Raw genomic sequence first — 25,587 nt, forward strand, 5'->3', positions numbered from 1 at the left:
GGACTCGGTTACGCGTTTCCCGGTTCCGAGCATGCCGTCTGCCCCCGCGGCGGCCTTGATCCAGCGCAAATTCGGGCCGGAAAATTCACCAATTTTAGTATCTTAAGGATAGGTAGGGTTAACCTTACCTTTACTCCTGGAAGACATAGGTGCCCGGCGCGTCGCAGAGCGGCGCGAGGCCCGCATCGGGCGCGCCCATGGGCGGCGGCGCGGCCCGCCGGCCCGACCGGCGCTTGAGCCAGCGGGACCATTCCTGCCACCACGAACCGTCCTTGATGGCGGCGCTGGCGAACCAGCTGTCGGGATCGACATAGGGCGCGTGATCGGCCATCGTGCAGACGCGGTAGCGCCGCCGGGGATGGCCGGGTTCGGACAGGATGCCGCCGTTATGGCCGCCGCTGGTCAGGGTGAAGGTCACCTCGGTGTCGGTCAGGTGAGCGATCTTGTAGGCCGAGCGCCAGGGTGCCACGTGATCCTTCTCGGTGCCGACGGCGAAGATCGGCCGGCGGATATCGGTGACCGAGACCGGCCGGCCGTCCACCTCGTAGCGGCCCTCCGCGAGATCGTTGTCCAGAAAGAGCCGGCGCAGGTATTCCGCGTGCATGCGGTAGGGCATGCGTGTCGCGTCGGCGTTCCAGGCCATGAGGTCGCTGGGGCTGGTGCGCTCGCCCATCATGTATTCCTTGAGAATCCGCGACCAGATCAGGTCGTTCGACCTGAGCAGCTGAAAGGTGCCGGCCATCTGCGCGGGGTCGAGCCCGCCCTGGTCCCACATCATGTCCTCGAGGAAGGCCAGCTGGCTCGGCCCGATGAAGAGCGTCAGTTCGCCCGCCTCGGTGAAATCGACCTGCGCGGCCAGCAGGCTCAGGCTGGCCAGCCGGTCGTCGCCGTCCCGCGCCATCGCCGCCGCCGCGATCGACAGGAGCGTACCCCCCAGGCAGTAGCCCGTGGCGTGGATCCTGCGGCCCGGCTGCACCTGTCCGATGGCGTCGAGCGCGGCCATCACGCCCTCTGCGCGGTAGTCTTCCATGCCGAGATCGGCGTCCTCGGGGCCCGGATTGCACCACGATATCGCGTAGACGGTGAAGCCCTGTCCGGTCAGGTAGCGGATCATCGAGTTGTGCGGCGACAAATCCAAGATGTAGTATTTCATGATCCAGGCCGGCACGATCAGCACCGGCTCGGGATGCACCGTCTTCGTCTCGGGGGCGTACTGGATCAGCTCGATCAGGGCGTTGCGGTAGATCACCTTGCCCGGCGTGACGGCGAGGTTCTCGCCCACGGCATATTCGCCGGTGCCGTCAGGGCGTTCGCCGGCGGCGATGCGGGTGGCGTCTTCGGCCAGGTGCCCGGCGCCGCGGACCAGGTTCGCGCCCATTTCCTCGACCGTGCGGCGCTGCACCTCGGGGTTGGTCCAGAAGAAATTCGAAGGTGACATGGTATCGAGCAGCTGGCGCGCCGCGAAAGAGGCGACCCGGTCATGCTGGTCGCTCATGCCGCGAATGCCGGTCGTGGCCTCCTGCCACCAGTCCTGCTGGGCGAGGAAACCGCGATAGAGCAGGTTATAGGGCCAGCGCTGCCAGGCCGGGTCGCGGAAGCGCTTGTCGCCCGGATCTTCCGGCTGCCCGGCGATGTCGCGCCCGAGATCGTTCATCAAGGTAAGCCAGCGCGCACCGGCGCTGTCTGCGAGCTGCGCGCATTTCCCCGGCGAGAAGCCGAGATGCAGCGCCCAGTCCAGGTAGACCTGGCTGAGCGCCACCGGCGAGAGTCCCCCCGTCATGCGCGCGACGGCCGCGTGCATCCGCCGGTCGAAGCGACTGGCCAGCGCGTCGAGGCCGGCCGGGGTCTCGGCACTGGCGGGGCGGGGGCTGGTCTCGCGCATGGGGCAGTCCTTTCGGTCGGTCACGTCTGGCCGCGTGATGCCATCGCCCGGGTAACGGGAAAATGACAGACCCGGCCCGCCGGCCGCGGCGAACTGCCTCAATCCCCGGATGCGGAGATGCCCTCAGCGGCCGCTGGCGATCCGGTCGGTCACCTCGTCGATAGAGCCGCGCGCCAGGCCGATATCCTCCAGTTCATGGGCCGAGAGGCGGTAGAGCTGGTTGCGGGTCTGCAGGCGGTCGCGGTAGCGGCGCAGCAGTTTCAGGGCGGAGATCATGGCGGCGGTCCTTTCGTGTCCCGGTTTTGAATGCCTTGAAAAAGATAGGCACAGGGATCACGCTATGCTATCGAGATCGGCTCGAAATATATTGAGAAAAACTAAAAGATGACCGCACTTCGCGACCTGCCTCTCTCGGCGCTCCGGGCCTTTGCCGCGGTGGCGCGGGCCGGCAGCCTCAGCGGTGCGGCCGAGCGGCTGGGCGTGACCCCCGGGGCGGTCAGCCACCAGATCCGTCATCTCGAGGACAGGCTGGGGGTCAAGCTCGTGACCCGGGCCGGGAACGGTGTCCAGGTCACCCGCGCGGCCGAGCGCGCCCTGCCGGATATCGACCGGGGCTTCGAGGCGCTGCGCCAGGGCATGCAGCGCCTGCGCACCGAGAGCCTGCACCAGAGTTTCACCGTCGCGGCGGATCCGTCCTTCGCGGCGCTCTGGCTTGCGCCGCGGCTGCCCGCGCTGCGCGCCGCGGTCGAGGGGCTCGAGGTGCGGATCGTCGCGCCGGTGCCGCTGGGCGCGATGCTGGACGAGGCGGTGGATCTCTCGATCAGCTACAGCGCCGACATCCCGGCCGGGCTCGAGACGGTGGCGTTTCCGCCCGAGCGGATTGTCCCGGCCTGTGCGCCGGACCTGCTGGAGGGGATCGCGAACACCCGGGCGCCGGGGGTGATGCGGCGGCTGCCGCTGCTGCATATCGACCCCTCGATGGGTGACAACGTCTATCCCGGCTGGCGCGACTGGTTCGCCGCCGCCGGGTTCCCGGCGGCAGAGGCGGATCGCGGCGTGCATTTCGGCCTCGGCCTCGTCGCGGCGCAGGCCGCGATCACCGGGCAGGGCGTGCTGCTGGCCAGCGAGGCCGTGCTGGAAAGCCATCTCGGCGCCGGCGCCCTGGTCGAGATCGCCGGGGACGGGCCGCGGCTCTCGTTCCAGCGCCGGCTGGTCTGGCCGGGCCGCGGCCCGCGCGCCGCCCAGAGCGCGGCGGTGGCCGATCTGCTGGCGCATGCCGCCGGGCGCTGAGCCCGGGCTTCAGCCGGCTTCGTGGGCGTCGCGGCTGTCAGCGGGGGCTTCGGCGCGGTCGGTCATCCCGTAATCCCGGATGACCTCGGCCACGCGCAGCCGGTAGTCGGCGAAGACGCCGTCCCGGCCCGCCGCCTGGGCCTCGCGGTGGAACTGGGTGTTGCGCCAGGCGGCGACCGCGGCCTCGTCGCGGAAGAAGGAGACCGACAGCATCTTGCCCCCGGTCGTGAGGCTGGCGAAGCGTTCGACCGAGATGAAGCCGTCGATCTGCTCCAGGTGCGGGCGAAGCGTGGCGGCGATATCGAGATAGGCCTCCTTGCGGCCGGCGGCGGGCGTGACCTCGAAGATGACGGCGATCATGGTTTCTCCCTTTTCGCGGGCGATCCTGCGCCGGGCCGTGCGGGGGTGCAAGCGGTGTCGGCTTCCCCCGCGGGGGCGCGCGGTGTAACCCTGTTGCGCGAGGGGGGCGCGATGGCACGCGGCACGAAAAACATCCTGTTCATAATGTTCGACCAGCTGCGCTGGGATTACCTGTCCTGCGCGGGCCACCCGCATCTGGAGACGCCGAATATCGACCGGCTGGCCGCGCGCGGCGTCCGCTTCACCCGGGCCTACGCGCAGTCGACCATTTGCGGATCGTCGCGCATGTCCTTCTATACCGGGCGCTACGTCCATTCCCATGGCGCCAGCTGGAACGGCATCCCGCTCAAGGTGGGCGAGATGACGCTGGGCGATCACCTGCGGGCGGCTGGCATGGACTGCTGGCTGGTCGGCAAGACCCACATGCGCGCCGATGCCGAGGGCATGGCACGGCTGGGGCTCGCGCCCGACTCGATCATCGGCGCGCGGGTTGCCGAATGCGGCTTCGACGTCTTCGAGCGCGACGACGGCATGCGGCCCGAGGGGCCGGACGGCTTCTACGACCCGGGCGGTGCGGCGGCCTATAACGACTGGCTGCGCGCGCGCGGCTACGACGCCGACAACCCCTGGCACGATTTCGCGAATTCGGGCCGCGACGCCGCGGGCAACCTGCTCTCGGGCTGGTTCCTGAAGAACTCCGCGCAGGCAGCCAATATTCGCGAGCAAGACAGCGAGACGCCCTACATGACGCGCCGGGCGATGGACTTCGTCTCGCAGGCCGCGGCGCCCTGGCTCTGTCACCTGTCCTACATCAAGCCGCACTGGCCCTACGTGGTGCCCGAGCCCTATGCCTCGATGTACGGGCCCGCGCATATCCTGCCGCCCGTCCGCACCGAGGCCGAGCGCGCCGCGCCCCATCCGGTGCTCGACGCCTTCATGACGAGCCCGCTGGGGCAGGCCTTCTCGCGCGAGGAGACCCGCGCGGCGGTGATCCCGGCCTATATGGGGCTGGTCAAGCAGTGCGACGACCAGATCGGCGTGGTGCTGGACTGGCTCGAAGAGACCGGCCGCATGGAAGAGACCATGATCGTGCTGACCTCCGATCACGGCGATTACCTCGGCGATCACTGGATGGGCGAGAAGATGTTCTTCCACGATGCCAGCGTGAAGATCCCGCTGATCGTCTACGATCCCGCGCCCGCGGCCGACGCGACCCGCGGAACGGCCTGCGAGCGGCTGGTCGAGGCGATCGACCTCGTGCCGACCTTCATCGAGGCCGCGGGCGGCACCGTGCCCGGCCACATCGTCGAGGGCCGGTCGCTGATGCCGCTGCTGCACGGCGCGGACCCCGCGGAGTGGCGCGATTTCGTGATCTCGGAATATGATTTCTCGGCCACGCCGATGGCCGAGAAGCTGGGCGTCGACGCCCGCGAGGCGGTCATGTTCATGGTCGCGGATACCCGCTGGAAGCTGATCCATTGCGAGGGCGGTTTCCGGCCGGTGCTGTTCGACCTCGAACACGACCCCGACGAACTGACCGATCTCGGCGACAGTCCCGACCACGCCGCGGTGATCGCCGCGATGTATGACAAGCTCTTCCGCTGGACCCGGCGCGTCGCCCAGAGGACGACCCGCAGCGACGCGCAGCTGCGCGAGATGCGGGGCAAGTCGCGGCGCCGTGGCGTGCTGCTCGGCATCTACGACGAGAACGACGTCCCGCTCGAGCTGACGGTGAAATACCGCGGGCGCAAGGTGCCCGACATGAAGGACTGACGCCGCCGCGCCGGCCCGCGCCGTGCGCTAGCAGGCGTCGCGCGCGGCCTGCGCGAAGGCCCGCGCCTCCGCCGGGGCCTGTCCCAGCTGGGCCGCCGGGTCGAAGACCCCGGCCAGGTCGGCCTCCGGCCAGCGCGCGCGGGCGAGATCGGCCAGCGGCGTGCCCGCCGCCAGCGCCTGCTGGCAGAGCGCCTTGACGGCCGCCTGTGCGTCGGGGCGCGGCATGTGGTGCGCCAGCGCGAAGCTCAGCGCCTCGGCATGGATCAGGCCCAGCCCGTCGCCGTCGAGATTGGCCGCCATGCGCGCCGGATCGGGCGCGATGGTTTCGGCCAGCTCGCCCGCCACGGCCAGTCCGCGCGCCGTCGCCATCACCAGTTGCGGCAGGGTCAGCCATTCCACCATCCAGGCCACGCCGTCGCGTTGCTGGCGATGGGCCATGGCGCCCGAGATCGCGGCCTGTTGCGCGGCCGCGAACCGCCCCAGCGCCACCAGCAGCGAGGGCTGCACGGGGTTCTGTTTCTGCGGCATGGTCGACGACCCGCCGCCCGCGCCGAGCCGGACCTCGCCCGTGTCGGACTGGGTCAGCAGCACGAGATCCTCGCCCATCTTCGCAAGGCTGCCCGCCACGAGCGCGCACCAGTTGGCGAATTCCGCGATGCCGTCGCGGGTGCCGTGCCAGGCGCCGTCCGCGCGGTCGAGCCCCAGGGCCTCTGCCAGCCCGTCGGCCACCCCGGGCCCCTTGTCCCCCATCGCGGACAGCGTGCCGGACGCCCCGGCGAGGCTGACCCGCAGGAGCCGCGGACGCAGCTCTGCCAGCCGCGCGCGATGGGTCAGCAGGGGCCGGCCCCAGGCCGCGCAGACGGCGCCGAAGCTGGTCGGCGTGGCCGTCTGCGCCCAGGTGCGCGCGGCCATCGGCGTCTCGGCATGGTTCGCGGCCAGCCGGCCGAGCGCGGCCGCGGTCGTGGCCAGCCGCTTGTCCAGCAGGGTCACCACCTGCCGCAGGCGCAGCACCAGCGCGGTGTCGATGATGTCCTGGCTGGTCGCGCCCCAGTGGACGTATTGCGCGTGTTCGGGGGCCTGCATCGCCGCGCGGAAGGCCTTGACCAGTGCCGGGACCATGACCGCGCTCTGGCCGGTTTCGGCGGCGAGCCCGCCCGGGTCGAGCTGGATCTCGAGGCTGGCGCGGTGGATCGCCTGGGCGCTCGTTTCGGGGATCAGCCCAAGACCGCCCTGAACCTTGGCCAGCGCCCCCTCGACGATCAGCATCGCGCGCAGCTCGGCGCTGTCGGCAAAGAGCTGGCCTGCCTCGGCGTCATGGAAGAGGCCGCGGAAGACCCGGCTTTCGAAGGGCGAGACGGCCATGGCTCAGCCGGCTTTCAACGGCAGGCCGAGGATCTCGCGCGCCTGCTGCCAGCTGGCGACGGGGCGCGCGTGTTTCTCGCAGATCTCGGCCGTGCGCCGGACGAGCGCGGCGTTGGACGGCGCCAGCGTGTCGCGGTCCCAGCGGATGTTGTCCTCGAGCCCCGTGCGGGTGTGCCCGCCCGCGGCGATGGACCACGCGTTGAGCGTGACCTGGTCCTTGCCGACGCCCGCACCGCACCAGGTCGCATCGGGGGCGAGACGCCTGACCGTCTCGACGTAGAAATCGAACACCGCCCGGTCCACCGGTATGGCGTTCTTGACGCCCATCACGAACTGGATGTGGAGCGGCCCCCTGAGCCGGCCGTCCTGCTGCATCTTCACCGCCTGGAAGATGTGCGACAGGTCGAAGGCCTCGATCTCGGGCTTCACGTCGTATTTCAGCATCTCCGCGGCGAGCCAGTCCACGAGGTCGGGCGGGTTCTCGTAGACGCGGGTGGGGAAATTGTTGGACCCCACCGACAGGGAGGCCATGTCCGGGGCCAGGGGCAGCATGCCGCCGCGCGCGCTGCCGGCCCCCGACCGGCCGCCGGTCGAAAGCTGGACGATCATGCCGGGGCAGTGCTTCTCGATGCCCTCCTTCAGCCGCGCGAAGCGCTCGGGGTCGGAGGTCGGCGTGCCGTCGTCGAGCCGGACATGGCAATGCGCGATGCTGGCGCCCGCCTCGAAGGATTCATGGGTCGACTCGATCTGTTCGCTGACCGTGATCGGGACGGCGGGATTGTTTTCCTTGCGCGGCACCGAGCCGGTGATCGCGACGCAGATGATACAGGGGGTGGTCATGACGTTCCGGGGCTACATGTCGAAGAAGACGGTTTCGTGGTCGCCTTGCAGGCGGATGTCGAACCTGTAGACACCATTCCCCTCGGGCTGTGCAAGCAGGCTCGGCACGCGGTTGCGATGCTCGATCCGCGCCAGCACCGGGTCCTCGGCGTTGGCGTCCGCCTCGTCGGCGAAATACATCCGGGTATGCAGCCCGGTGTTGATCCCGCGCGCGGCGATCCAGACCGTGACATGGGGGGCCTGCAGGCGCCCGTCGGGGTAGGGGACGCGCCCGGGCTTCACGGTCTCGAAGGTGAACGTCCCGGTCTCCCAGTCGCAGCCTGACCGGCCGAAGCCGGCGAAGTCCGGATCGGCCGTGCCGCGCGGCTCCTCGGGCGAGGGGTAGAGCCCGTCGGCGTCGGCCTGCCAGATTTCCACCAGCGCGTCGCGGAGCGCCGTGCCGGTGCCGTCCCAGACCGTGCCGGTGATGGTGATCCGTTCGCCCCGGGTCCGGTCGTTGACCATCCGCGCGCCGAGATCCTCGGGATAGATCCCGGTATTGCCGAGGAAATTCGGCGTGCAGCCGATATGGACGTAGGGCCCGGCCGTCTGCGAGGGCGTTTCCTTGAGAGTGTCCGGTCGCCGGGTCATCAGAGCCCCTCCTTTCGGGTCTCGAACAGCGTCTGGCGCCGGCCGCGCAGCACGATGTCGAAGCGGTAGGCCAGCGCGTCCATCGGGATCGTCGCGGTCATGTCCTGCGCCGCGATCAGCCGCTCGACCGCGGCGTCGGACGGGATCGTGCGGACAATCGGGCATTGCCAGATCAGCGGATCGCCCTCGAAATACATCTGGCTGATCAGCCGCTGCGCGAAGCCCGAGCCGAAGAGCGAGAAATGGATGTGGCTCGGCCGCCAGTCGTTGACGCCGTTGGGCCAGGGATAGGGCCCGGGCTTGACGGTGCGGAACTCGTAGCGCCCCTCGGCATCCGTGACCATGCGCCCGCAGCCGCCGAAATTCGGGTCGAGCGGCGCGAGGTAGCCGTCTTTCCTGTGGCGGTAGCGCCCGCCCGCATTGGCCTGCCAGACCTCGATCAGCGCGTTCGGCACGCCGCGGCCATGCTCGTCCGTCACGCGGCCATGGACGATGATCCGCTCGCCGATGGCGGCCTCGCCGTCGCGGGCGAAGTTCAGGATCAGGTCGTTGTCGCGCGGGCCCAGCATGTCGCGGCCGAAGACCGGGCCGGTTTCCTCGGACAGGGTCGTCGGCATCGAGATCAGCGGCCGGCCCGGCGCCCGCGTCACGCTGGTCTTGTAGCCGGGCGTATAGGCCGGCGGGTGCCAGGCCCGGTCGCGCTGGATGAAGCCGCCCTTGGTCATGTCTGTCCCCCCGTGGTATCGGCCTCCATCGCGGCGAAGGTCTCCTTGGCGATGCGGATGGCGTGGTTGGCCCTGGGCACGCCGGCATAGACCGCGACATGCAGGAGCGCTTCCATCACGTCCTCGCGGCTGGCGCCGGTGTTGGCGGTGGCGCGGATATGCATGGCCAGCTCGTCATGGCTGCCGGTCGCGGCCAGGAGCGCGATGGTCAGCATCGACCGCTCGCGCAGGCTGATCGTCTCGCGCGACCAGAGATGGCCCCAGGCGGCCTCGGTGATGAGATCCTGGAAGGGCGCGTCGAAGGCCGTCTTCGCCGCCTCGGCCCGGTCCACATGGGCGGCGCCCAGCACCCGCCGGCGGGTCGCCATGCCACGGTCGTGCCGCTCAGACATGGCCGGTCTCCTCCAGGAAGGTGGTCAGCAGCGCGGCGAAGGCTTCCGGCTTCTCGACACATGGCAGGTGCCCCGCGCCACGGATCAGTTCGAAGCGCGATCCCTTTACCAGCTCGGCGGTCTCGCGCACGAGGTCCGGCGGGGTCGAGCCGTCCTCGGTGCCCGCGATGGCCAGCGTCGGCAGGGTCAGCTGCGCGGTCGAGGCATAGAAGTCGCTGCCGCCGATCGCGGCCGAACAGCCGACATAGCCCGCGTCGGGCGTCCGCGTGAGCATGTTGCGCCAGCCGGCCAGGTCGACGGGCTGCTCGGTCCGGAACCGCCTGGAGAACCAACGCTCCATCACCGCGTCGGCCAGCACCTCTATGCCGCCCGAGTCAACTGCGGCGATCCGCTCGTGCCACATCTCGGTGGTGCCGATCTTGACGCCGGTGTTCGACAGCACCATCGCGCGCACCTGGTCGGTGCGCTTCATCGCCAGCCCCTGCGCGATCATGCCCCCGATGGACAGCCCCACGAAGAGGCAGTCCCTGACGCCGAGCGCGTCGAGCAGGTTCTCGGCGTCGCGGACCAGGGCGCCCATCGAATAGGGCGGGCGGGGGCAGCTCGTCAGCCCGTGGCCCCGCTTGTCATAGCGGATGACGCGCAGGCCTTGCGGCAGGTGCGGCAGGATCGGGTCCCAGAGCCGGAAATCGGTGCCGAGCGAGTTGGCGAAGACGACCGGCGCGCCGTCGGGGTCGCCCTCGTCGGCGTAATGGACCATGATGTCGTCCAGCTCGATCATCCGCATGGCGGCTCTCCTCAGTAGGGCAGTCCGACGTAATTCTCGGCCATCGCGGTCTGCGCGGCAACCGAGGTTTCGAGATAGGCGATCTCGGCCTCCTGCATGCGCTGGTCGAAGGTCGACTGTTCGGGGAAGCGGTGCAGCATCGTGGTCATCCACCAGCTGAAGCGTTCGCATTTCCAGACGCGGGAGAGCGCCCGCTCGGAATAGGTCTCGATCCCTGCATCCTCGCCGTCGCGGTAATGGGCGGCCAGCGCCGTGTGCAGGTAATGCACGTCGCCCACGGCCAGGTTCAGCCCCTTGGCCCCGGTGGGCGGCACGATATGCGCGGCGTCGCCGGCCAGGAACAGGCGTCCCCAGCGCATCGGCTCGGCCACGAAGGATCGCAGCGGCGCGATGGATTTCTCCACCGCCGGGCCGGTCACCAGGCGGTCGGCGGCATCGCCCGGAATGCGGCGGCGCAGCTCGTCCCAGAAGGCGTCGTCGGACCAGGCTTCGACCCGGTCCTCGAGCGGCACCTGCACGTAGTAGCGGCTGAGCCGGGCATTCCGCATCGAGCAGAGCGCGAAGCCCCGTTCGTGGTTGGCATAGATCAGCTCGTCGGAGACCGGCGGCGTCTCCGACAGGACGCCGAGCCAGCCGAAGGGATAGACGCGTTCGAATGCGCGCAGGACGCCGGGCGGGATGCAGCCGCGGCTGACACCGTGATAGCCGTCGCACCCCGCGACGAAGTCGCAGTCGATGCGATGCTCGGTCCCGTCCTTGACATAGGTGACGTGGGGCGCGTCACCGTCGAGGCCGTGCGGCATCACCCCCTCGGCTTCGTCGATGATCGTGCCGCCGGCGGCGTCGCGCGCGGCATAGAGGTCATGGGTGACCTCGGTCTGGCCGTACACCATCACGGGCTTGCCGGTGGCGGCCTTGAAACCGATCCGGAAGCCGCGGTTCTGGGCCGCGAGATAGGTGCCGTCATGGACGAAGCCCTCGCGGTCCATGCGGGCGCCGACGCCCGCGGCGCGCAGCATCTCGACCGTGCCCCATTCCAGTACGCCGGCCCGGATCCGCGAGAGAACGTGGTCGCGCGACCGGCGTTCGAGCACGATGGTCTCGATCCCGTCGCGATGCAAAAGCTGCGACAGGAGCAGGCCCGCGGGCCCGCCGCCGATGATGACGACCTGGGTACGCATCGGTTCCTCCCTCGACCGGTGGCGTGCCGAGAGGATGGGCGCAGGTGATTGGCAATGTCAACTATCCTGCCGTCCGGCCGCCATGGCCCCGGCCGCCGGACCGCCCCGGCGCGGGCGCGGCGGCGTGTTTCGGCTTGACCGGAACCGGGCTTTGCGGTCGGGTTCGGGCAAGGGCCGGGTCCGCCGGCCGACACGCTGCACAGGGGGACGTCCATGACCACTATCCGCGCCGCCGTCTGCCACGAATTCGGCGCCCCGCTTTCCATCGAGGAAGTGACGCTCGCCGCGCCCGGCGCCGACGAGGTCGAGGTCGCGGTGGAGGCCGTGGCGATCTGCCATTCCGACATCTCCTATGCCGACGGCGCCTGGGGCGGCGCGCTGCCGGCGGTCTATGGACACGAGGCCGCCGGCCGGGTCACTGCCGTCGGCGCCGGGGTCCGGCGTCTGGCCGTCGGCGACCCGGTGATCGTGACGCTGATCCGATCCTGCGGCCAGTGCCCCAGCTGTTCCGGCGGCCACCCGGTGCGCTGCGAGACGCCCGCGGCCGATGCCGGGCCGCTGACCCGTGCCGATGGCGGCCCGCTGGTGCAGGGGCTGTCCACCGCGGCTTTCGCCGAGAAGGTGGTGGTCCATCGCAGCCAGGTCGCCCCGATCCCGGACGACATGCCGATGGACGTGGCGTCGCTGCTGGCCTGCGGGGTGATCACCGGGGTCGGCGCCGTCATCAACTCGGCCGGGGTGCGGCCGGGCGAGAGCGTTGTCGTCGTCGGGGCGGGCGGCGTCGGGCTGAACGCGATCCAGGGCGCCGTGATCGCGGGTGCCCGGCAGGTGATCGCGGTCGACCTGTCGGAGGAAAAACTCGACGACGCGCGTGCCTTCGGGGCCACCCACGGCGTTCTGGCCACCGATCCGAAGCCGCATCGCAGCGTGCGCGAGATCACGGGCGGGCGCGGGGCCGATCACGTGCTGGTCACGGTCGGGGCGGCGCAGGCCTACCAGGACGCGCCGAAATTCCTGGCGCCGGGCGGCACGCTGGTCATGGTCGGGATGCCCCCATCGGGCGCCACGGTGACCTACGAGCCGGTGGTGGTCGCGGCGACCAGCCAGGTGATGCGCGGCTCGAAGATGGGCGACGTGGTGATCTCGCGCGATATTCCGTGGCTTGTCGATCTCTACAAGCAGGGGCGGCTGGAGCTGGACGCGCTGATCTCCGGGCGCTACCCGCTGGACGACATCAACGCCGCCATCGCCGATACCCGCGCCGGGCGCGCGCGGCGCAACGTCATCGTGCTGCGCTAGCGCCCCCCGGGGACCATGCCCGTGAAGGCCGCGCCGGAAGCGTCCGGCCCCGGCGGTGTCGCCCCGGGCCGGACCGGCCAATTTCGCGCTTGCCACCCGGATGGCGGCGCGGCAGCGTAGGCGCAGGCAATCGGAGGGCAGGATGCGTCTGAGCGATCTCGAGATTTTCGTCACCGCGCCGCCGCCACCCGGCTGGGGCGGGCGCTACTGGATCTTCGTCAAGCTGACCACCGATTGCGGCATCACCGGCTATGGCGAGGTCTACGCCGCTTCCGTCGGCCCCGAGGCCATGCGCGCGGTGATCGCGGATGTCTTCGCCCGGCACATGCAGGGCGAGACCCCCGAGAATATCGAGCTGATGTTCCGCCGCGCCTATTCTTCCGGGTTCACCCAGCGCCCGGACCTGACGGTGATGGGGGCGTTCTCGGGGCTCGAGATGGCCTGCTGGGACATCATCGGCAAGGCCCATGACCGGCCGGTGCATGCGCTGCTCGGCGGGCGGATGAACGCGCGCATCCGGTCCTACAGCTATATCTATCCGCTGCCGGGCCATGACATGGCCGCGTTCTGGACCAGCCCCGAACTGGCCGCCGAAAGCGCGCTGGCGATGGTCGAGCAGGGGTTCACCGCGCTCAAGTTCGACCCGGCCGGGCCCTACACGCTGCGCGGCGGGCATCAGCCCTCGATGCGTGACATCGAGACCTCGGCCGCCTTTTGCCGCGAGATCCGCCGCGCGGTGGGCGACCGGGCGGACCTGCTCTTCGGCACCCATGGCCAGTTCACCACCGACGGGGCCATCCGGCTGGGGCGGCGGCTCGAGGAATTTGACCCGCTCTGGTTCGAGGAGCCGATCCCGCCCGACAACCTGCTGGAGTTCGCCCGGGTCGCGCAGGCGGTGCGCATCCCGGTCGCCACCGGCGAACGGCTGACGACGAAGGCCGAGTTCGCCACCCTGCTGCGCACCGGCGGCGCCTCGATCCTGCAGCCGGCGCTGGGCCGGTCCGGCGGCATCCTCGAGACCAAGAAGATCGCCGGCATGGCCGAGGCCTTCAACGCGCAGATGGCGCCGCATCTCTATGCCGGGCCGGTGGAATGGGCCGCGAACCTGCAGCTGGCCGCCAATATTCCCAACCTGCTGGTGGTCGAGACGATCGGGACCGGCGGCGACTTCCACCAGCAGCTGATCGGGAACGCGATCACCTGGGAAGAGGGCTTCATCCATGCGCCGGAGGCCCCGGGACTGGGCATTGCCTTGGACGAAGAGCTCGCCCGGGCGCATCCCTACACGGGCACGGGGCTGCATCTCGAGATGCAGGAAGCCCCCTGCAACTACGCCGAGGGAAACAGCTTCATCGGGGGCGCGCCGCCGGTCGAGGCATAGCCGCGCGCCCGATCCCCCGTGACACCTCCGGGCCCCCGTGCTACAGGGCGCGCGAGCCCGTGCCGGGCAGTCCAGAGGGCCAGATCCTTGCCGAAACTCTCCGTCGTCATCCCCGCCTATAACGAGGCCGGGAACATAGGCGCCCTCGTGGCCGAGACCTTCGACGCCGTGCCGGCCGACCTGCTCGGCGAGGTGATCGTCGTCGACGATTGCTCGACCGACGCCACCGGCGCCGAGGTCGCGGCGCTGTTCGGGCAGTATCCGGGGCTGCGCTGCCTGCGCCATCTCAGCAATGCCGGGCAGAGCGCGGCGATGCGCAGCGGGATCGCCGCCGCGCGTTTCCCGGTGATCGGCACGCTGGACGGTGACGGGCAGAACCCGCCGGGCGACATCGCAGGGCTCGCCGGGCACTACGCACCCGACGGGCCGCAACTGGTCGGGGGCATCCGCGCCAAGCGGCGTGACACGGTCTCCAAGCGGCTCGCCTCGCGGGCGGCCAATGCGATCCGGCGCGCGGTGCTGCACGACGATTGCCCGGACACGGGCTGCGGGCTCAAGGTCTTCGACCGCGAGGTCTATATGCGGCTGCCCTTCTTTCACGGCCAGCACCGCTATCTGCCCGCGCTCTTCCGGGCCTATGGCTGCGTGACCGCATACCATCCCGTCGGCGACCGTCCGCGCCGCCACGGGCAATCGAAATACACGAACTGGCGCCGGGGCGTGATGGGAGCCTATGATCTGATCGGGGTCTCGTGGCTCGTCCGCCGGACCCGCTTCGCCGCAACGGAAGAACTTGGCCGAGAATGATCGACAGCATCCGCAACTTCCTCACCGACACGCCGACCCTGGAACTCGCCTGGCTTGGCATCGGCTTCCTGGCGCAGGCGATGTTCTCCGCGCGGTTCCTCGTCCAGTGGATCGCCAGCGAGCGGGCCCGGCGGTCCATCGTGCCGGAACTGTTCTGGTACTTCTCCTTCGCGGGGGGCGCGCTGCTCTTCATGTACGCGATCTACCGCAAGGACCCGGTCTTCATCCTCGGACAGGGATTCGGGCTGCTGGTCTACTCGCGCAACATCTATTTCCTCTGGCGCTACGGGTCGAGCGACCCCGCGCCGCCGGCGCCGCGCTCCGACGACTGAGGCTCAGGCCTCTTCCAGCCGGTCGGTGGCCGGGGCGGGCGCCGGGGCCAGCGCATCGAGCCGGGCCTTGAGATCGGCGTCGAGCGTGAGCCCCATGGCGGCCAGGGACGGGTCCAGCTGCGCGACGCTGCGCGCGCCGACGATCGGGCCCGTCACGGCCGGGTGCGCGGCCACCCAGGCCACCGCCAGCGTCGCCGGGTCGTGCCCCGTTTCCCCGGCCAGCCGGACGAGGCCCGCGGCCGCCTCGTGCATCCAGTCGGGCGCGTAGCGCGCCGCGTAGCGGTCGTCCTCGGTCAGCCGGCCGCTGCCGCCGGCCGCGTATTTCCCGCTCAGCAGCCCGCCGCCCAGCGGCGAATAGGGCTGCACGGCGATGCCTTCCGTGGCGGCCATCGGCAGGATCTCCACCTCGGCCTGGCGTTTGACCAGGTTGTACATCGGCTGGATCACGTCGATCCCGGTGCCGAAGCTCCGGGCGACGGCCTGTGCCTTCATCACCTGCCAGGCGGCGTAGTTCGAGACGCCGACATGGCGTACCAGGCCGCGGTCCTGCAGCCCGGCCAGGGTCTCGAAGGTTTCCTCGAGCGGCGTGTCGCCGTCCCAGCGGTGCAGGTAGAGCAGGTCGACGCTGTCCATGCCGAGCCGCGTGCGACTCTCGTCGAAGGTGCGCAGGATGTTGTCGCGCGCGGCCCCACCCTTGTAGCCGGCCTTGGTCGCGATGAAGAGCCGGTCGCGCTCGGGTGCCGCGAAACGCCCGAGCAGCGTCTCCGAGGCGCCGTCGGTGTAGACATGCGCCGTGTCGAAATGGGTGATCCCGGCGGCGCGGCTGGCCTCGAACAGGGCTTGTGACGCGGCCGCGTCGGCGCGGCCGCCGAACTGCATCGTGCCGAAGACGAAGCGGCTGGCCGGCTGGTCGTCGGCGGTGATGAGCGGGGCGTTGGGCATGGCAGGCTCCTCAAGGAAAAGGCCCGCGCCGGGGCGCGGGCCTTGCAGGGTATCGAACTGCCGCGGGGCGGCAAGGGCTCACTTGGGCAGGTCGCCGGTGATGCCCTCGACGTAGAAGTCCATGCCCAGCAGCGTGCCGTCGTCGGCGGTCTCGCCCTCGGCCAGCCAGACGCTGCCGTCCTGCTTGTTGATCGGGCCGGTGAAGGGGTGGTACGCGCCACTCGCGATGCTCTCCTTCAGCGCCAGCGCCTCCTCGCGGACCTCGGCCGGAACGGCGTCGGTGATCTCGCCGATTTCCACCATGCCCTCGTCGATGCCGTGCCAGACGTCCTGGCTTTCCCAGGTGCCGTCGATCACGGCCTGCACCCGGTCGATATAGTAGGGCGCCCAGTTGTCGATGATCGACGAGACGCGCGGCTCGGGCTTGTACTCGGCCATGTCAGAGGCCTGGCCGAAGCCGATCACGCCGCCCGCTTTCTCGGCCGCGGCCAGCGGCGCGGTGGAGTCGGTGTGCTGCATGATCACGTCGGCGCCCTGCTCGATCAGCGCCTGCGCGGCGTCGGCCTCTTTCGCCGGGTCGAACCAGGTGTAGGCCCAGACGATCGAGAACTCGACCTCGGGGTTGGCCTTGCGGGCATGCAGGAAGGACGCGTTGATGCCGCGCACGACCTCGGGGATCGGGAAGGACCCGATATATCCGATCTTGTTGGTCTCGGTCAGCTTGCCGGCGATGTGTCCCTGGATGGCGCGGCCCTCGTAGAAACGCGCCGAGTAGGTCGAGACGTTGTCGGCCCGCTTGTAGCCGGTGGCGTGCTCGAACTTCACGTCCGGGAACTTCTTGGCCACGTTGACGGTCGGGTCCATGTAGCCGAACGAGGTGGTGAAGATCAGGTCGGCCCCCGACAGCGCCATCTGCGTCAGCACGCGCTCGGCATCCGCGCCTTCCGGCACGCTTTCCTGGTAGACGGTCTCGACCGCGTCGCCGAAATGCTCCTCGACGGCGAGCCGGCCCTTGTTGTGCTCGTAGGTCCACCCGCCGTCGCCGATCGGCCCGACATAGACGAAGCCCACCTTGACCGGGTCCTGCGCGGCGGCGGCGCCGGCCAGTCCCAGCGACAGCGCGGCGGCCGTCAGTAGTTTATGCATCGGTTTCATTTCATCTCCCTCGTTGGTTTCGGACGCGGTGCGCCCGGGTTGGCAGCCTGCGCCCCGGCGGTCAGCTCGAGGCATGAAAGGATCGGCCGAGCGAGGCGGGCGCGTTGAGCGCCGCGCGGCTGCGGTCGGCCGACATGATCACAAGGACCAGAATGGTTATCAGATACGGGGCCATCGACAAGTATTCCACCGGGATCGCGATGCCGGCGGCCTGCAGATTCAGCTGCAGCACGGCCACCCCGCCGAAAAGATAGGCGCCCAGCAGAACCCGCGGCGCTTTCCAGCTGGCGAAGACCACGATGGCCAGCGCGATCCAGCCCGCGCCCGAGGTCATGCCGTCGGTCCACTGGGGCACCCGCACCAGCGAGATATAGGCCCCGCCCAGGCCGGCGCAGGCCCCGCCGAAGAGGATCGCGAGGATGCGGATGCGCACCACCTTGTAGCCCAGCGCATGGGCGGCGTCGTGGCTCTCGCCCACGGCGCGCAGGACGAGCCCGGCGCGCGTGTAGCGCAGGAAGGCCCAGACCGCGGCGACCAGCAAAAGCGAGGCATAGACCACCCAGTCATGCTGGAAGAGGATGCGCCCGACCACCGGCAGGTCGGCCAGCACAGGGATCTCGATCCGGGCCGTCGGCGGCGGCTTGATGCCGGTGTAGCCCTGGCCCATCAGCGACGAGAGGCCGAGCCCGAACAGCGTCAGCGCAAGCCCCGTCGCCACCTGGTTCGACAGGAAGACCTGCGTCAGCACCCCGAAGACCAGCGACAGCGCCGCGCCGCCCGCGAAGGCCGCCAGAAAGCCCAGCAGCGGCGAGCCGGTCTCGACCGCGGTCGCGAAGCCGCAGATCGCGCCGGTGATCATCATGCCCTCGACGCCCAGGTTCAGCACGCCGGCCTTCTCGACCACCAGTTCGCCGATGGCGGCCAGCAGGATCGGCGTGGCGGCCACCATCAGGCTCGCCACGAGCACCAGCGGATTGATCGCGGAGAGATCCATCAGGCCACCTCGCTCGTGACGCGTCGGACGCGGTAGTTGGAAAAGACGTCGAAGCCCAGCAGGAAGAACAGCAGCATGCCCTGGAAGGCCTGGATCGCGGCGGCGGGCAGGCCCAGCATGAACTGCGCCAGCTCCCCGCCGATATAGGTCAGCGCCATCAGCAGCCCGGCCAGCAGGATGCCCACCGGGTGCAGCCGCCCGAGGAAGGCGACGATGATCGCCGTGAAGCCATAGCCCACGTTGAAATCGATCGAGATCTGCCCGGCGGGGCCGGCGACCTCGAACAGCCCGGCGAGCCCGGCGAGCGCGCCCGAGGTGCCGAGGCAGAAGGCGACCAGGAGGGGCGGGCTGACCCCGGCGAAGCGCGCCGCGCGCGGCGATTGCCCGGCGAGCCGGATATGGAAGCCCAGGATGTGGCGGTTGAGCAGCACATAGGCGGCGATCACCGCGAGAAAGGCGGTCATGACGCCCCAGTGCATGCCCGTTCCGGCGATGATCTCGGTATTGGCCGCCGCCGGGTATTCCTGCAGGTTCCGCGAGCCCGGGAAGCCGTGGCCCTCGGGGTTGCGCAGCAGCCCGAGCGACATCGAGGCCAGGAACTGCTCGGCCACGTAGACGAGCATCAGCGAGACGAGGATCTCGTTGGTTCCGAAGCGGATCTTGAGCAGCGCCGGGATCATGCCCCAGGCCCAGCCGCCCAGCGCGCCGGCCAGCACCATCAGCGGAAACACGATCCAGGAGTCGAGCGGGTAGAAGGCCAGCGCCACACCGGCGCCGCAGATCGCCCCGGCGATGTACTGCCCCTCGGCCCCGATGTTCCAGATCCCGGCGCGGAACCCGAGGCTTAGTCCGAGCGCGATGAGGATCAGCGGCCCGGCCTTCACCAGCAGCTGCGGGCGCGCGAAGTCGGCGAACTGCGCGTTGAAGAGCGGATCCCAGAAGATCGTGCGGATCGACTCCAGCGGATCCTTGCCCAGCATGGCGAAGAGAACGCCGCCCGCGATCATGGTCGTCAGCACCGCCAGCACCGGCGTCACCGCGGTCCAGAACCGCGAGGGCTCGGGCCGTTTTTCCAGCCGGATCATGCGCCGGGCCTCCGTCTTGCCGCGTCAGATCGCATCGGCCACCTCCATGTCGTGGGCGCCGCCCATCATCAGGCCGATTTCCTCGATGCTCAGGCCGCGCGCCGGGCGCGGCGCCGAGAGCCGGCCCTCGTTCAGCGCCGCGAACTGGTCGGAAATCTCCATCAGCTCGTCGAGATCCTGGCTGATGCAGATCACCGCCGTGCCCGTCGAGGCCAGGTCCAGCAGCGCCTGCCGGATCGCCGCGGCCGCCGAGGCATCGACGCCCCAGGTGGGCTGGTTGACCACCAGGACCTCGGGGCGCTGGAGCACCTCGCGCCCGATGACGAATTTCTGCAGGTTGCCACCCGACAGGGAGCGCGCCGCATGCCCGACGCCGGGCGTGCGCACGTCGAAGCGTTCGACGATGCGGCGGGCAAAACCCTGTGCCGCGCCCCAGCGCAGGAAGCCGCGGGCGGCCAGATCCTCGCGGATGACGCCGGTCAGGATCGCGTTCTCGGTCAGGCTCATGTCCGGGGCGGCGGCATGGCCCAGCCGTTCCTCTGGCGCGCAGAGCAGCCCGAGCCGGCGGCGGGCATTCGGGCCGAGCTGGCCCACATCCGCGCCCTTCAGCCGGATCGCGTCCGGCTCCACCCGCGACTCGCCCGAGAGCGCGGCCAGCAGCTCGTCCTGGCCGTTGCCGGCGACGCCGCCGATGCCCAGCACCTCGCCCGCGCGGACACGAAAATGCACGTTCTTGAGCGTGGTGCCGAAAGGATTGGCCGATTTCATCGACAGCCCGCTGACGTCGAGAACGACCTCGCCGGGCGCGGCCGACTCGCGCTCGGGCGGTGTCAGCTTGGTGCCGACCATCATCTCCGCCAGCTCCGCCGCGCTTTTCTCGCGCGGGTCACAGGTGGCGACCACCTTGCCCAGCCGCAGGATCGTCGCGTGGTCGCAGAGCGCGCGGATCTCCTCGAGCTTGTGACTGATATAGAGGATCGCCGTGCCTTCGGCCGCCAGCTTGCGCAGCGTCTCGAACAGGATCTCCACCTCCTGCGGCGTCAGCACGCTGGTCGGCTCGTCCATGATCAGCAGCTTGGGATCCTGCAACAGGCAGCGGATGATCTCGACCCGCTGGCGCTCGCCGGCCGACAGCTCGCCGACCAGCCGGTCGGGGTCGAGCGGAAGGCCGTAGGCCTCGCTCACCTCGCGGATGCGGCGCGCCAGCTGGCGCTGGGGCGGCGGGTTCTCCATCCCCAGCGCGATGTTCTCGGCCACGTCGAGCGCGTCGAAAAGCGAGAAATGCTGGAACACCATCGCCACGCCCGCGGCCCGCGCCGCGCGCGGCTCGGACGGCGTGTAGGGGGTGTCCCGCAGGCGCATCCGGCCGGCATCGGGACGCACCAGACCGTAGATCATCTTGACCAGGGTCGACTTGCCCGCGCCGTTCTCGCCCAGAAGCGCGTGAACCTCGCCCGGGGCGATGGCGAAGGAGACGTCGTCATTGGCGACGACACCGGGATAGGCCTTGGTCAGACCCTCGACGGTCAGCAGCGCGGTCACGACATGGCCTCCCTGGCACGGTCCTCGGCACTCTCCTGTCTCAGTAGCCCCGCCGCCACCCCGACCGCAATGGCCTGCGGGTGTTTTCCGAGCGCCGGGTCGCCGATCGGGCAGGCAATGCGGTCGATCCGGGCATCCGGGTGGCCCAGCTGCCGAAGGCGTGAGCGGAAACGGGCCCATTTGCTGGCCGACCCGATCAGCCCGGCACTGGCGAAGCCATGCCCGAGCAACCTGTGGCAGAGCTCGAGATCGAGGGCGTGGGAATAGGTGAGCACGAGATGCGCGGCCGCGGCCGGCGCATGCGCCACCAGCCCGGCCGGGTGCGCGGCGACCAGCCGGGTGACGCCGGCCGGGATCTCGGGCGGGAACCGGTCCTCGGCCGTGTCGATCCAGGTGATGGCGAAGCCGGGCAGGGGCGCCAGCGTCGCGACGAGGGCGCGACCCACATGTCCCGCCCCCCAGATCCAGAGCGGCCGTGCGGGCGCGGTCAGCGGTTCGACGAGCCAGCCGGAGACCAGCTGCGGTTCGGGCAGGACGCCCGCCGACCGGGCCCGGTTCAGCACCCGGCGGAGCGCCAGGGGCGGTGCGGCGTCGGCCCCCGGCGCGACCGGGCGTGCATGGACGTCGCCCGGCGCGTCGGCAAGCCGGTCAAGCGCGCGGGTGTCGTAGAGTTCCGTCACCAGCGTCACCGCGCCCCCGCAGCACTGGCCGAGCCCCGGCCCGAGCGGGATGCGCGCGAACAGCGGGGAGGCCGCGCCCGCCGCCAGGCGGTCGCGCGCCCGGTCCGCGGCCGCGTATTCCAGCGCCCCGCCGCCGATGGTGCCGGACTGGCCGCCGGCCCAGACCAGCATCGCCGCGCCCGGCTCGCGCGGGGCCGACCCGGCGGCGGCGGCGACGACGACGCGCGCCACCGCGCCGTGATCCCGCGCCGCCCGGCGCAGAGCGTCGCGGTCGAAGCTCATCGTGCCGTCGCCCGCTGGCGCGCCACCGCGGCCAGCACGCGCTCGGGCGTGGCCGGCGCGTCGAGCGCGACATAACGGGTCCCGTCGCCGCAGGCCGCCACCGCGTCCGACAGCGCCATAAGCGCCGAGATGCCCAGCATCAGCGGGGGTTCGCCCACGGCCTTCGACCGGTAGATCGTGTCCTCGCGGTTGCGGCCCTTCTCCCAGAGGCGGGCGTTGAAGACCCGCGGCCGGTCCGAACAGGCCGGGATCTTGTAGGTGGACGGCGCATGGGTCGCGAGGCGGCCCTCCGCGTCCCAGACCAGTTCTTCCGTCGTCAGCCAGCCCGCCCCCTGGACGAAGCCGCCCTCGACCTGGCCCAGATCGATCGCCAGGTTCAGCGAGCGGCCCGCATCGTGCAGGATATCGGCCCGCAGCAGCCGGTACTCGCCGGTCAGCGTGTCGATCGCGGCCTCGGTCACCGCCGCGCCGTAGGCGAAGTAGTAAAACGGCCGCCCGCGCCCGGCCTTGCGGTCCCAGCTCAGCTTCGGCGTGGCGTAGAACCCGGTCGCCGAAAGGCTCACGCGGTCGAGATAGGCCAGCCGGGCGGCCTCGGCGAAGCTGTAGGTCTCGGCCCCGGCCGTGACCCGCCCATCGGCAAAGACGACCTCGGCCGCCTCGGTCTGGTGACGCTCGGCGAGCAGGGCCGCGATGCGGCCCCGGATCTCGTCGCAGGCGGCCTTGACGGCCATGCCGTTCAGGTCCGATCCCGAGGACGCGGCGGTGGCCGAGGTGTTCGGCACCTTGCCGGTGTCGGTCGCGGTGATCTTCACCGCCGAGAGGTCCACCCCGAAGGCCTCCGCCGCCACCTGGGCCACTTTCTGGAACAGCCCCTGGCCCATCTCGGTGCCGCCATGGTTCATGTGGATCGAGCCGTCCTGGTAGACATGCACCAGCGCGCCCGCCTGGTTGAGATGCGTCAGCGTGAAGCTGATCCCGAATTTCACCGGCGTCAGCGCGATGCCGCGCTTCAGAACCGGGTTCTCCGCGTTCCAGGCCGCGATCTCGGCCCGGCGGCGGCGGTACTCGGCGCTGTCTGCCAGCGCGTCCACGATCTCGCCGATCACGCAGTCCTCGACCGCCATGTGATAGGGCGTGGTCTGCGCCGTCGACGCCCCGCGCGCGGCGATGCCGGTGCCCGGATCGGCCGCCGCGGCCCCCGGCTTCGCCGTTCCGGAAATATCCTCGGGGGGAGTCCCGGGCGCCTGCCCGGGACGGGGGGCGGACAGCCCCCCTGCCACGGCGTCCCGGTAGAAATTCAGCTGCCGTATGTCGAGCGGGTCGCGGCCGAGCGCCTGGGCCACGTGATCCATCACCCGCTCGATCCCCACCATGCCCTGCGGCCCGCCGAAGCCGCGGAAGGCGGTGGCCGACTGGGTGTTGGTCTTAAGCCGGTGGCTTTCGATGCGGGCATGGGGCAGGTGATAGGCGTTGTCGGCATGCAGCATGGCCCGGTCGGCCACCGGCATCGAGAGATCCAGCGCCCAGCCGCAGCGGGCGTATTGCTCGAACAGCACCGCCTCGAGCCGTCCCGCCGCGTCCGTGCCCGCGCGGTAGGCGATGCGGAAGTCGTGGCGCTTGCCGGTGATCGTCATGTCGTCGTCGCGGTCGTAGCGCATCCGCGCCGGGCGGCCGGTCAGCCGGGCCGCCACGGCGGTGGCGACCGCCAGCGCGTTGCCCTGGCTTTCCTTGCCGCCGAAGCCGCCGCCCATGCGCCGCACCTCGACCCGGACGGCGTGCATCGGCACCGCCAGCGCGTCGGCCACCTTGTGCTGGATCTCGGTCGGGTGCTGGCTGGAGGAATGCACCACCATGTCGCCGCCTTCCTGCGGCAGCGCCAGCGCGGCCTGGCCCTCGAGGTAGAAATGCTCCTGCCCGCCGATCTCGATCACGCCCTCGACGCGATGGGCCGCCGCGGCGTAGGCGGCCTCGGCGTCGCCCTTCCGCCAGACCACAGGGTCCTCGAAGCGGCTGCCGGCGGCGAGCGCGTCGTCGATGCTCAGGATCGCGGGGCGCGCGCGATAGGCGATCTTCGCGCGCCGCGCGGCCCTGCGCGCGGCCAGGTGGCTCTCGGCGGCGACCAGGAAGATCGGCTGCCCGACATACTGCACCGTGCCGTCGGCCAGGAGCGGTTCGTCATGGATCGAGGGCGAGACGTCGTTCGCGCCCGGCAGGTCCGCCGCGGTCCAGACCGCGACGACGCCGGGGGCGCTGCGCACCGGCGCGAGGTCCATCGATCCGATCTCGCCATGCGCGATTTCCGACAGGCCGAAGCACAGATGCAGCGCGTTGGCCGGCAGCGGGATGTCGTCGACGTAGCGCGCGGCGCCCGTGACGTGGAGCCGGGCGGCGTCGTGGGGCAGGGGCCTGGCCACGCTCATGCCGGCACCTCCAGCACGCGGGTGGCCGGGCCGTCCGTCGTCTCGAGGAAATAGCGGGTCAGCATGTTGCGGGCCGTCTCCAGCCGGTAGGCGGCCGAGGCCCGCATGTCGTCGATCGGGGCGAAGGCGGCGTCGAAGGCCGGCCCGGCGGCCGTGATCGTGGCCGCGGTCCAGGGCTGGCCGCGCAGCGCGTCCTCCACGGCGGTGGCGCGTTTCGGCGTCGCCGCCATGCCGCCGAAGGCGATGCGCGCCCCGGTGACCCGGCCGTCCGTGACTGTCACGTTGAAACAGCCGCACACGGCCGAGATATCCTGGTCGAAGCGTTTCGACAGCTTGTAGCATTTCAGCCGATCGGGCTGGACCGGGATCGTGACGGCTTCCACCAGTTCGCCGGGCCGGCGGTCCTGCTTGCCGTAATCGAGGAAGAAATCCTCCAGCGGCATGTCCCGCGTTTCGGTGCCGTGGCGCAGGTGCAGCGTCGCGCCGAGCGCGATCAGCGCCGGTGGCCCGTCGCCGATGGGCGAGCCGTTGGCGATGTTGCCGCCGATGGTCGCGGCGTTGCGGACCTGCACGGACCCGTAGCGGCGGATCAGCTCGCCCAGGCCGGGATGGCGCGGCACGAGCGCCTCGTGCAATTCCTCCAGCGTGACGGCCGCGCCGATGCGCAGCCCCGCCGCGGTCTCGTCGATCCGCCTGAGCGCGGGCACGCCGGCGACGAAGGCGACGCGATCCATCGCGCGCAGCGCCTTGGTGACCCAGAGGCCCACGTCGGTCGCGCCGCCCACCAGAACCGCGTCCGGGTGCGCGGCATACCATTCCGCCAGCCGCTCGAGGCTGTCGGGCACGAAGGCGTCCGCCGTTTCCAGCGCACCGGCGGCCAGCGTCGCGACGGCGTCGCCATCGGCGCGCATCCAGCCCGGCACGGGCGCGTCCCGGGCCGCCTCGGCGGCGCGGATGATGGGCGCGTAGCCCGTGCAGCGGCAGAGATTGCCGGCGAGCACGTCGTCATGGTCGCGGCGCCCGTTCAGATGCCCCACCGCCATCGAGACGACGAAGCCCGGCGTGCAGAAGCCGCACTGGCTGGCGTGATGATCGATCATCGCCTGCTGGACCGGGTGCAGCGTGCCGTCGGGGCCGGCGATGCCCTCGACGGTGCGCACCGCCTTGCCGTGGAGCTGCGGCAGGAACAGGATGCAGGCATTGACCGCGCGGTGCACCGGCGTCCCGTCCTCCAGCGCGGTGACCATCACGGTGCAGGCGCCGCAATCGCCCTCGTTGCAGCCTTCCTTGGTGCCGGTAAGGCCACGCGTCTCGCGGAGCCAGTCGAGCAGGGTCCGGGTTGCGGGGGTGCCGGCCACGCGCACGGGCTCCCCGTTCAGAAGAAAGGTGATCTCTCCCATTTCTGTCCGATGCCGCTTTCTGTTTCGCGGTCTTTCGCCGCAATGC

At 70.5% G+C, this 25,587-nt stretch carries 24 protein-coding genes; 6 read left to right on the top strand and 18 right to left on the bottom strand.

Annotation, left to right across the window (positions count from 1 at the left end; genetic code table 11):
• Positions 1-130: 130 nt before the first annotated feature.
• Together ACQ5SP_RS12320 and ACQ5SP_RS12325 are read right to left on the bottom strand one after the other, a co-directional pair.
• On the bottom strand, positions 131-1,882 hold the full coding sequence (locus ACQ5SP_RS12320; protein WP_430938679.1) for a PHA/PHB synthase family protein: 1,752 nt from the start codon (positions 1,880-1,882) through the stop codon (positions 131-133).
• A gap of 123 nt (positions 1,883-2,005) precedes the next feature.
• The gene (locus tag ACQ5SP_RS12325; RefSeq protein ID WP_430938680.1) at positions 2,006-2,158 is read right to left on the bottom strand and encodes a DUF1127 domain-containing protein; all 153 of its coding nucleotides are present in this window, start codon (positions 2,156-2,158) and stop codon (positions 2,006-2,008) included.
• Between the two features lie 108 nt (positions 2,159-2,266).
• Between ACQ5SP_RS12325 and ACQ5SP_RS12330 the strand changes: the two genes are divergently transcribed.
• Positions 2,267-3,172: a LysR family transcriptional regulator gene (locus ACQ5SP_RS12330; protein ID WP_430938681.1), complete on the top strand. Its 906-nt coding sequence runs from the start codon at positions 2,267-2,269 to the stop codon at positions 3,170-3,172.
• Between the two features lie 9 nt (positions 3,173-3,181).
• Here the strand turns inward: ACQ5SP_RS12330 and ACQ5SP_RS12335 are convergent, their stop codons facing one another.
• Positions 3,182-3,532 carry an antibiotic biosynthesis monooxygenase family protein gene (locus tag ACQ5SP_RS12335; RefSeq protein WP_430938682.1) on the bottom strand — a complete coding sequence of 117 codons (351 nt, stop codon included), beginning with the start codon at positions 3,530-3,532 and terminating at the stop codon, positions 3,182-3,184.
• A gap of 111 nt (positions 3,533-3,643) precedes the next feature.
• Between ACQ5SP_RS12335 and ACQ5SP_RS12340 the strand changes: the two genes are divergently transcribed.
• The gene (locus ACQ5SP_RS12340) at positions 3,644-5,305 is read left to right on the top strand and encodes an alkaline phosphatase family protein (RefSeq protein ID WP_430938683.1); all 1,662 of its coding nucleotides are present in this window, start codon (positions 3,644-3,646) and stop codon (positions 5,303-5,305) included.
• Positions 5,306-5,332: 27 nt separating this feature from the next.
• Here the strand turns inward: ACQ5SP_RS12340 and ACQ5SP_RS12345 are convergent, their stop codons facing one another.
• From ACQ5SP_RS12345 to pobA, 7 genes are read right to left on the bottom strand one after another with little or no spacing between them, the layout of a single operon-like run.
• The gene (locus ACQ5SP_RS12345; RefSeq protein ID WP_430938684.1) at positions 5,333-6,667 is read right to left on the bottom strand and encodes a class-II fumarase/aspartase family protein; all 1,335 of its coding nucleotides are present in this window, start codon (positions 6,665-6,667) and stop codon (positions 5,333-5,335) included.
• Positions 6,668-6,670: 3 nt separating this feature from the next.
• Entirely contained in the window at positions 6,671-7,507 is an 837-nt protein-coding gene (locus ACQ5SP_RS12350) for a 3-keto-5-aminohexanoate cleavage protein (protein ID WP_430938685.1), read from the bottom strand.
• A gap of 12 nt (positions 7,508-7,519) precedes the next feature.
• Positions 7,520-8,137, bottom strand: coding sequence for a protocatechuate 3,4-dioxygenase subunit alpha (gene pcaG, locus ACQ5SP_RS12355; protein ID WP_430938686.1), 618 nt, complete (start codon positions 8,135-8,137; stop codon positions 7,520-7,522).
• Positions 8,137-8,862, bottom strand: coding sequence for a protocatechuate 3,4-dioxygenase subunit beta (gene pcaH / locus ACQ5SP_RS12360; protein WP_430938687.1), 726 nt, complete (start codon positions 8,860-8,862; stop codon positions 8,137-8,139). Before pcaH ends, pcaG begins: the two co-directional genes overlap by 1 nt.
• A complete protein-coding gene (pcaC, locus tag ACQ5SP_RS12365) occupies positions 8,859-9,254 on the bottom strand; it encodes a 4-carboxymuconolactone decarboxylase (RefSeq protein ID WP_430938688.1) in 396 nt (131 codons plus the stop codon). The genes pcaH and pcaC overlap by 4 nt, the downstream gene beginning before the upstream one ends.
• Entirely contained in the window at positions 9,247-10,041 is a 795-nt protein-coding gene (pcaD, locus tag ACQ5SP_RS12370) for a 3-oxoadipate enol-lactonase (RefSeq protein WP_430938689.1), read from the bottom strand. Before pcaD ends, pcaC begins: the two co-directional genes overlap by 8 nt.
• A gap of 11 nt (positions 10,042-10,052) precedes the next feature.
• A complete protein-coding gene (gene pobA, locus ACQ5SP_RS12375) occupies positions 10,053-11,222 on the bottom strand; it encodes a 4-hydroxybenzoate 3-monooxygenase (RefSeq protein WP_430938690.1) in 1,170 nt (389 codons plus the stop codon).
• Positions 11,223-11,435: 213 nt separating this feature from the next.
• Between pobA and ACQ5SP_RS12380 the strand changes: the two genes are divergently transcribed.
• The 4 genes from ACQ5SP_RS12380 to ACQ5SP_RS12395 all read left to right on the top strand — a co-directional run bounded on the left by ACQ5SP_RS12380 (position 11,436) and on the right by ACQ5SP_RS12395 (position 15,041).
• Positions 11,436-12,521 (top strand): zinc-binding dehydrogenase, encoded by a 1,086-nt coding sequence (locus ACQ5SP_RS12380; RefSeq protein ID WP_430938691.1) that lies wholly within the window; start codon positions 11,436-11,438, stop codon positions 12,519-12,521.
• Between the two features lie 142 nt (positions 12,522-12,663).
• A complete protein-coding gene (locus ACQ5SP_RS12385; RefSeq protein ID WP_430938692.1) occupies positions 12,664-13,902 on the top strand; it encodes a mandelate racemase/muconate lactonizing enzyme family protein in 1,239 nt (412 codons plus the stop codon).
• Positions 13,903-13,989: 87 nt separating this feature from the next.
• Positions 13,990-14,709: a glycosyltransferase family 2 protein gene (locus tag ACQ5SP_RS12390; RefSeq protein ID WP_430938693.1), complete on the top strand. Its 720-nt coding sequence runs from the start codon at positions 13,990-13,992 to the stop codon at positions 14,707-14,709.
• Positions 14,706-15,041, top strand: a complete 336-nt coding sequence (locus tag ACQ5SP_RS12395) for a lipid-A-disaccharide synthase N-terminal domain-containing protein (RefSeq protein ID WP_430938694.1) — start codon at positions 14,706-14,708, stop codon at positions 15,039-15,041. Before ACQ5SP_RS12390 ends, ACQ5SP_RS12395 begins: the two co-directional genes overlap by 4 nt.
• A 3-nt stretch (positions 15,042-15,044) precedes the next feature.
• Here ACQ5SP_RS12395 and ACQ5SP_RS12400 read toward each other — a convergent pair whose 3' ends face one another.
• From ACQ5SP_RS12400 to xdhA, 8 genes are all read right to left on the bottom strand, one after another.
• Entirely contained in the window at positions 15,045-15,983 is a 939-nt protein-coding gene (locus ACQ5SP_RS12400; protein WP_430938695.1) for an aldo/keto reductase, read from the bottom strand.
• Between the two features lie 78 nt (positions 15,984-16,061).
• Complete coding sequence (locus ACQ5SP_RS12405) at positions 16,062-17,138, bottom strand: BMP family ABC transporter substrate-binding protein (protein WP_430938696.1); 1,077 nt, start codon at positions 17,136-17,138, stop codon at positions 16,062-16,064.
• A 61-nt stretch (positions 17,139-17,199) separates the two neighbouring features.
• The gene (locus ACQ5SP_RS12410; RefSeq protein WP_430938697.1) at positions 17,200-18,132 is read right to left on the bottom strand and encodes an ABC transporter permease; all 933 of its coding nucleotides are present in this window, start codon (positions 18,130-18,132) and stop codon (positions 17,200-17,202) included.
• Positions 18,132-19,217, bottom strand: coding sequence for an ABC transporter permease (locus tag ACQ5SP_RS12415; protein ID WP_430938698.1), 1,086 nt, complete (start codon positions 19,215-19,217; stop codon positions 18,132-18,134). The genes ACQ5SP_RS12410 and ACQ5SP_RS12415 overlap by 1 nt, the downstream gene beginning before the upstream one ends.
• A gap of 24 nt (positions 19,218-19,241) precedes the next feature.
• The gene (locus tag ACQ5SP_RS12420; protein ID WP_430938699.1) at positions 19,242-20,759 is read right to left on the bottom strand and encodes an ABC transporter ATP-binding protein; all 1,518 of its coding nucleotides are present in this window, start codon (positions 20,757-20,759) and stop codon (positions 19,242-19,244) included.
• Entirely contained in the window at positions 20,756-21,721 is a 966-nt protein-coding gene (gene xdhC / locus ACQ5SP_RS12425) for a xanthine dehydrogenase accessory protein XdhC (RefSeq protein WP_430938700.1), read from the bottom strand. Before xdhC ends, ACQ5SP_RS12420 begins: the two co-directional genes overlap by 4 nt.
• Entirely contained in the window at positions 21,718-24,141 is a 2,424-nt protein-coding gene (gene xdhB, locus ACQ5SP_RS12430; RefSeq protein ID WP_430938701.1) for a xanthine dehydrogenase molybdopterin binding subunit, read from the bottom strand. Before xdhB ends, xdhC begins: the two co-directional genes overlap by 4 nt.
• Positions 24,138-25,541: a xanthine dehydrogenase small subunit gene (gene xdhA, locus ACQ5SP_RS12435; RefSeq protein WP_430938702.1), complete on the bottom strand. Its 1,404-nt coding sequence runs from the start codon at positions 25,539-25,541 to the stop codon at positions 24,138-24,140. The genes xdhB and xdhA overlap by 4 nt, the downstream gene beginning before the upstream one ends.
• Positions 25,542-25,587 lie beyond the last annotated feature (46 nt).

It is taken from the genome of Rhodovulum sp. YNF3179, from assembly GCF_050586465.1.
Lineage (GTDB): Bacteria > Pseudomonadota > Alphaproteobacteria > Rhodobacterales > Rhodobacteraceae > CAJXYS01.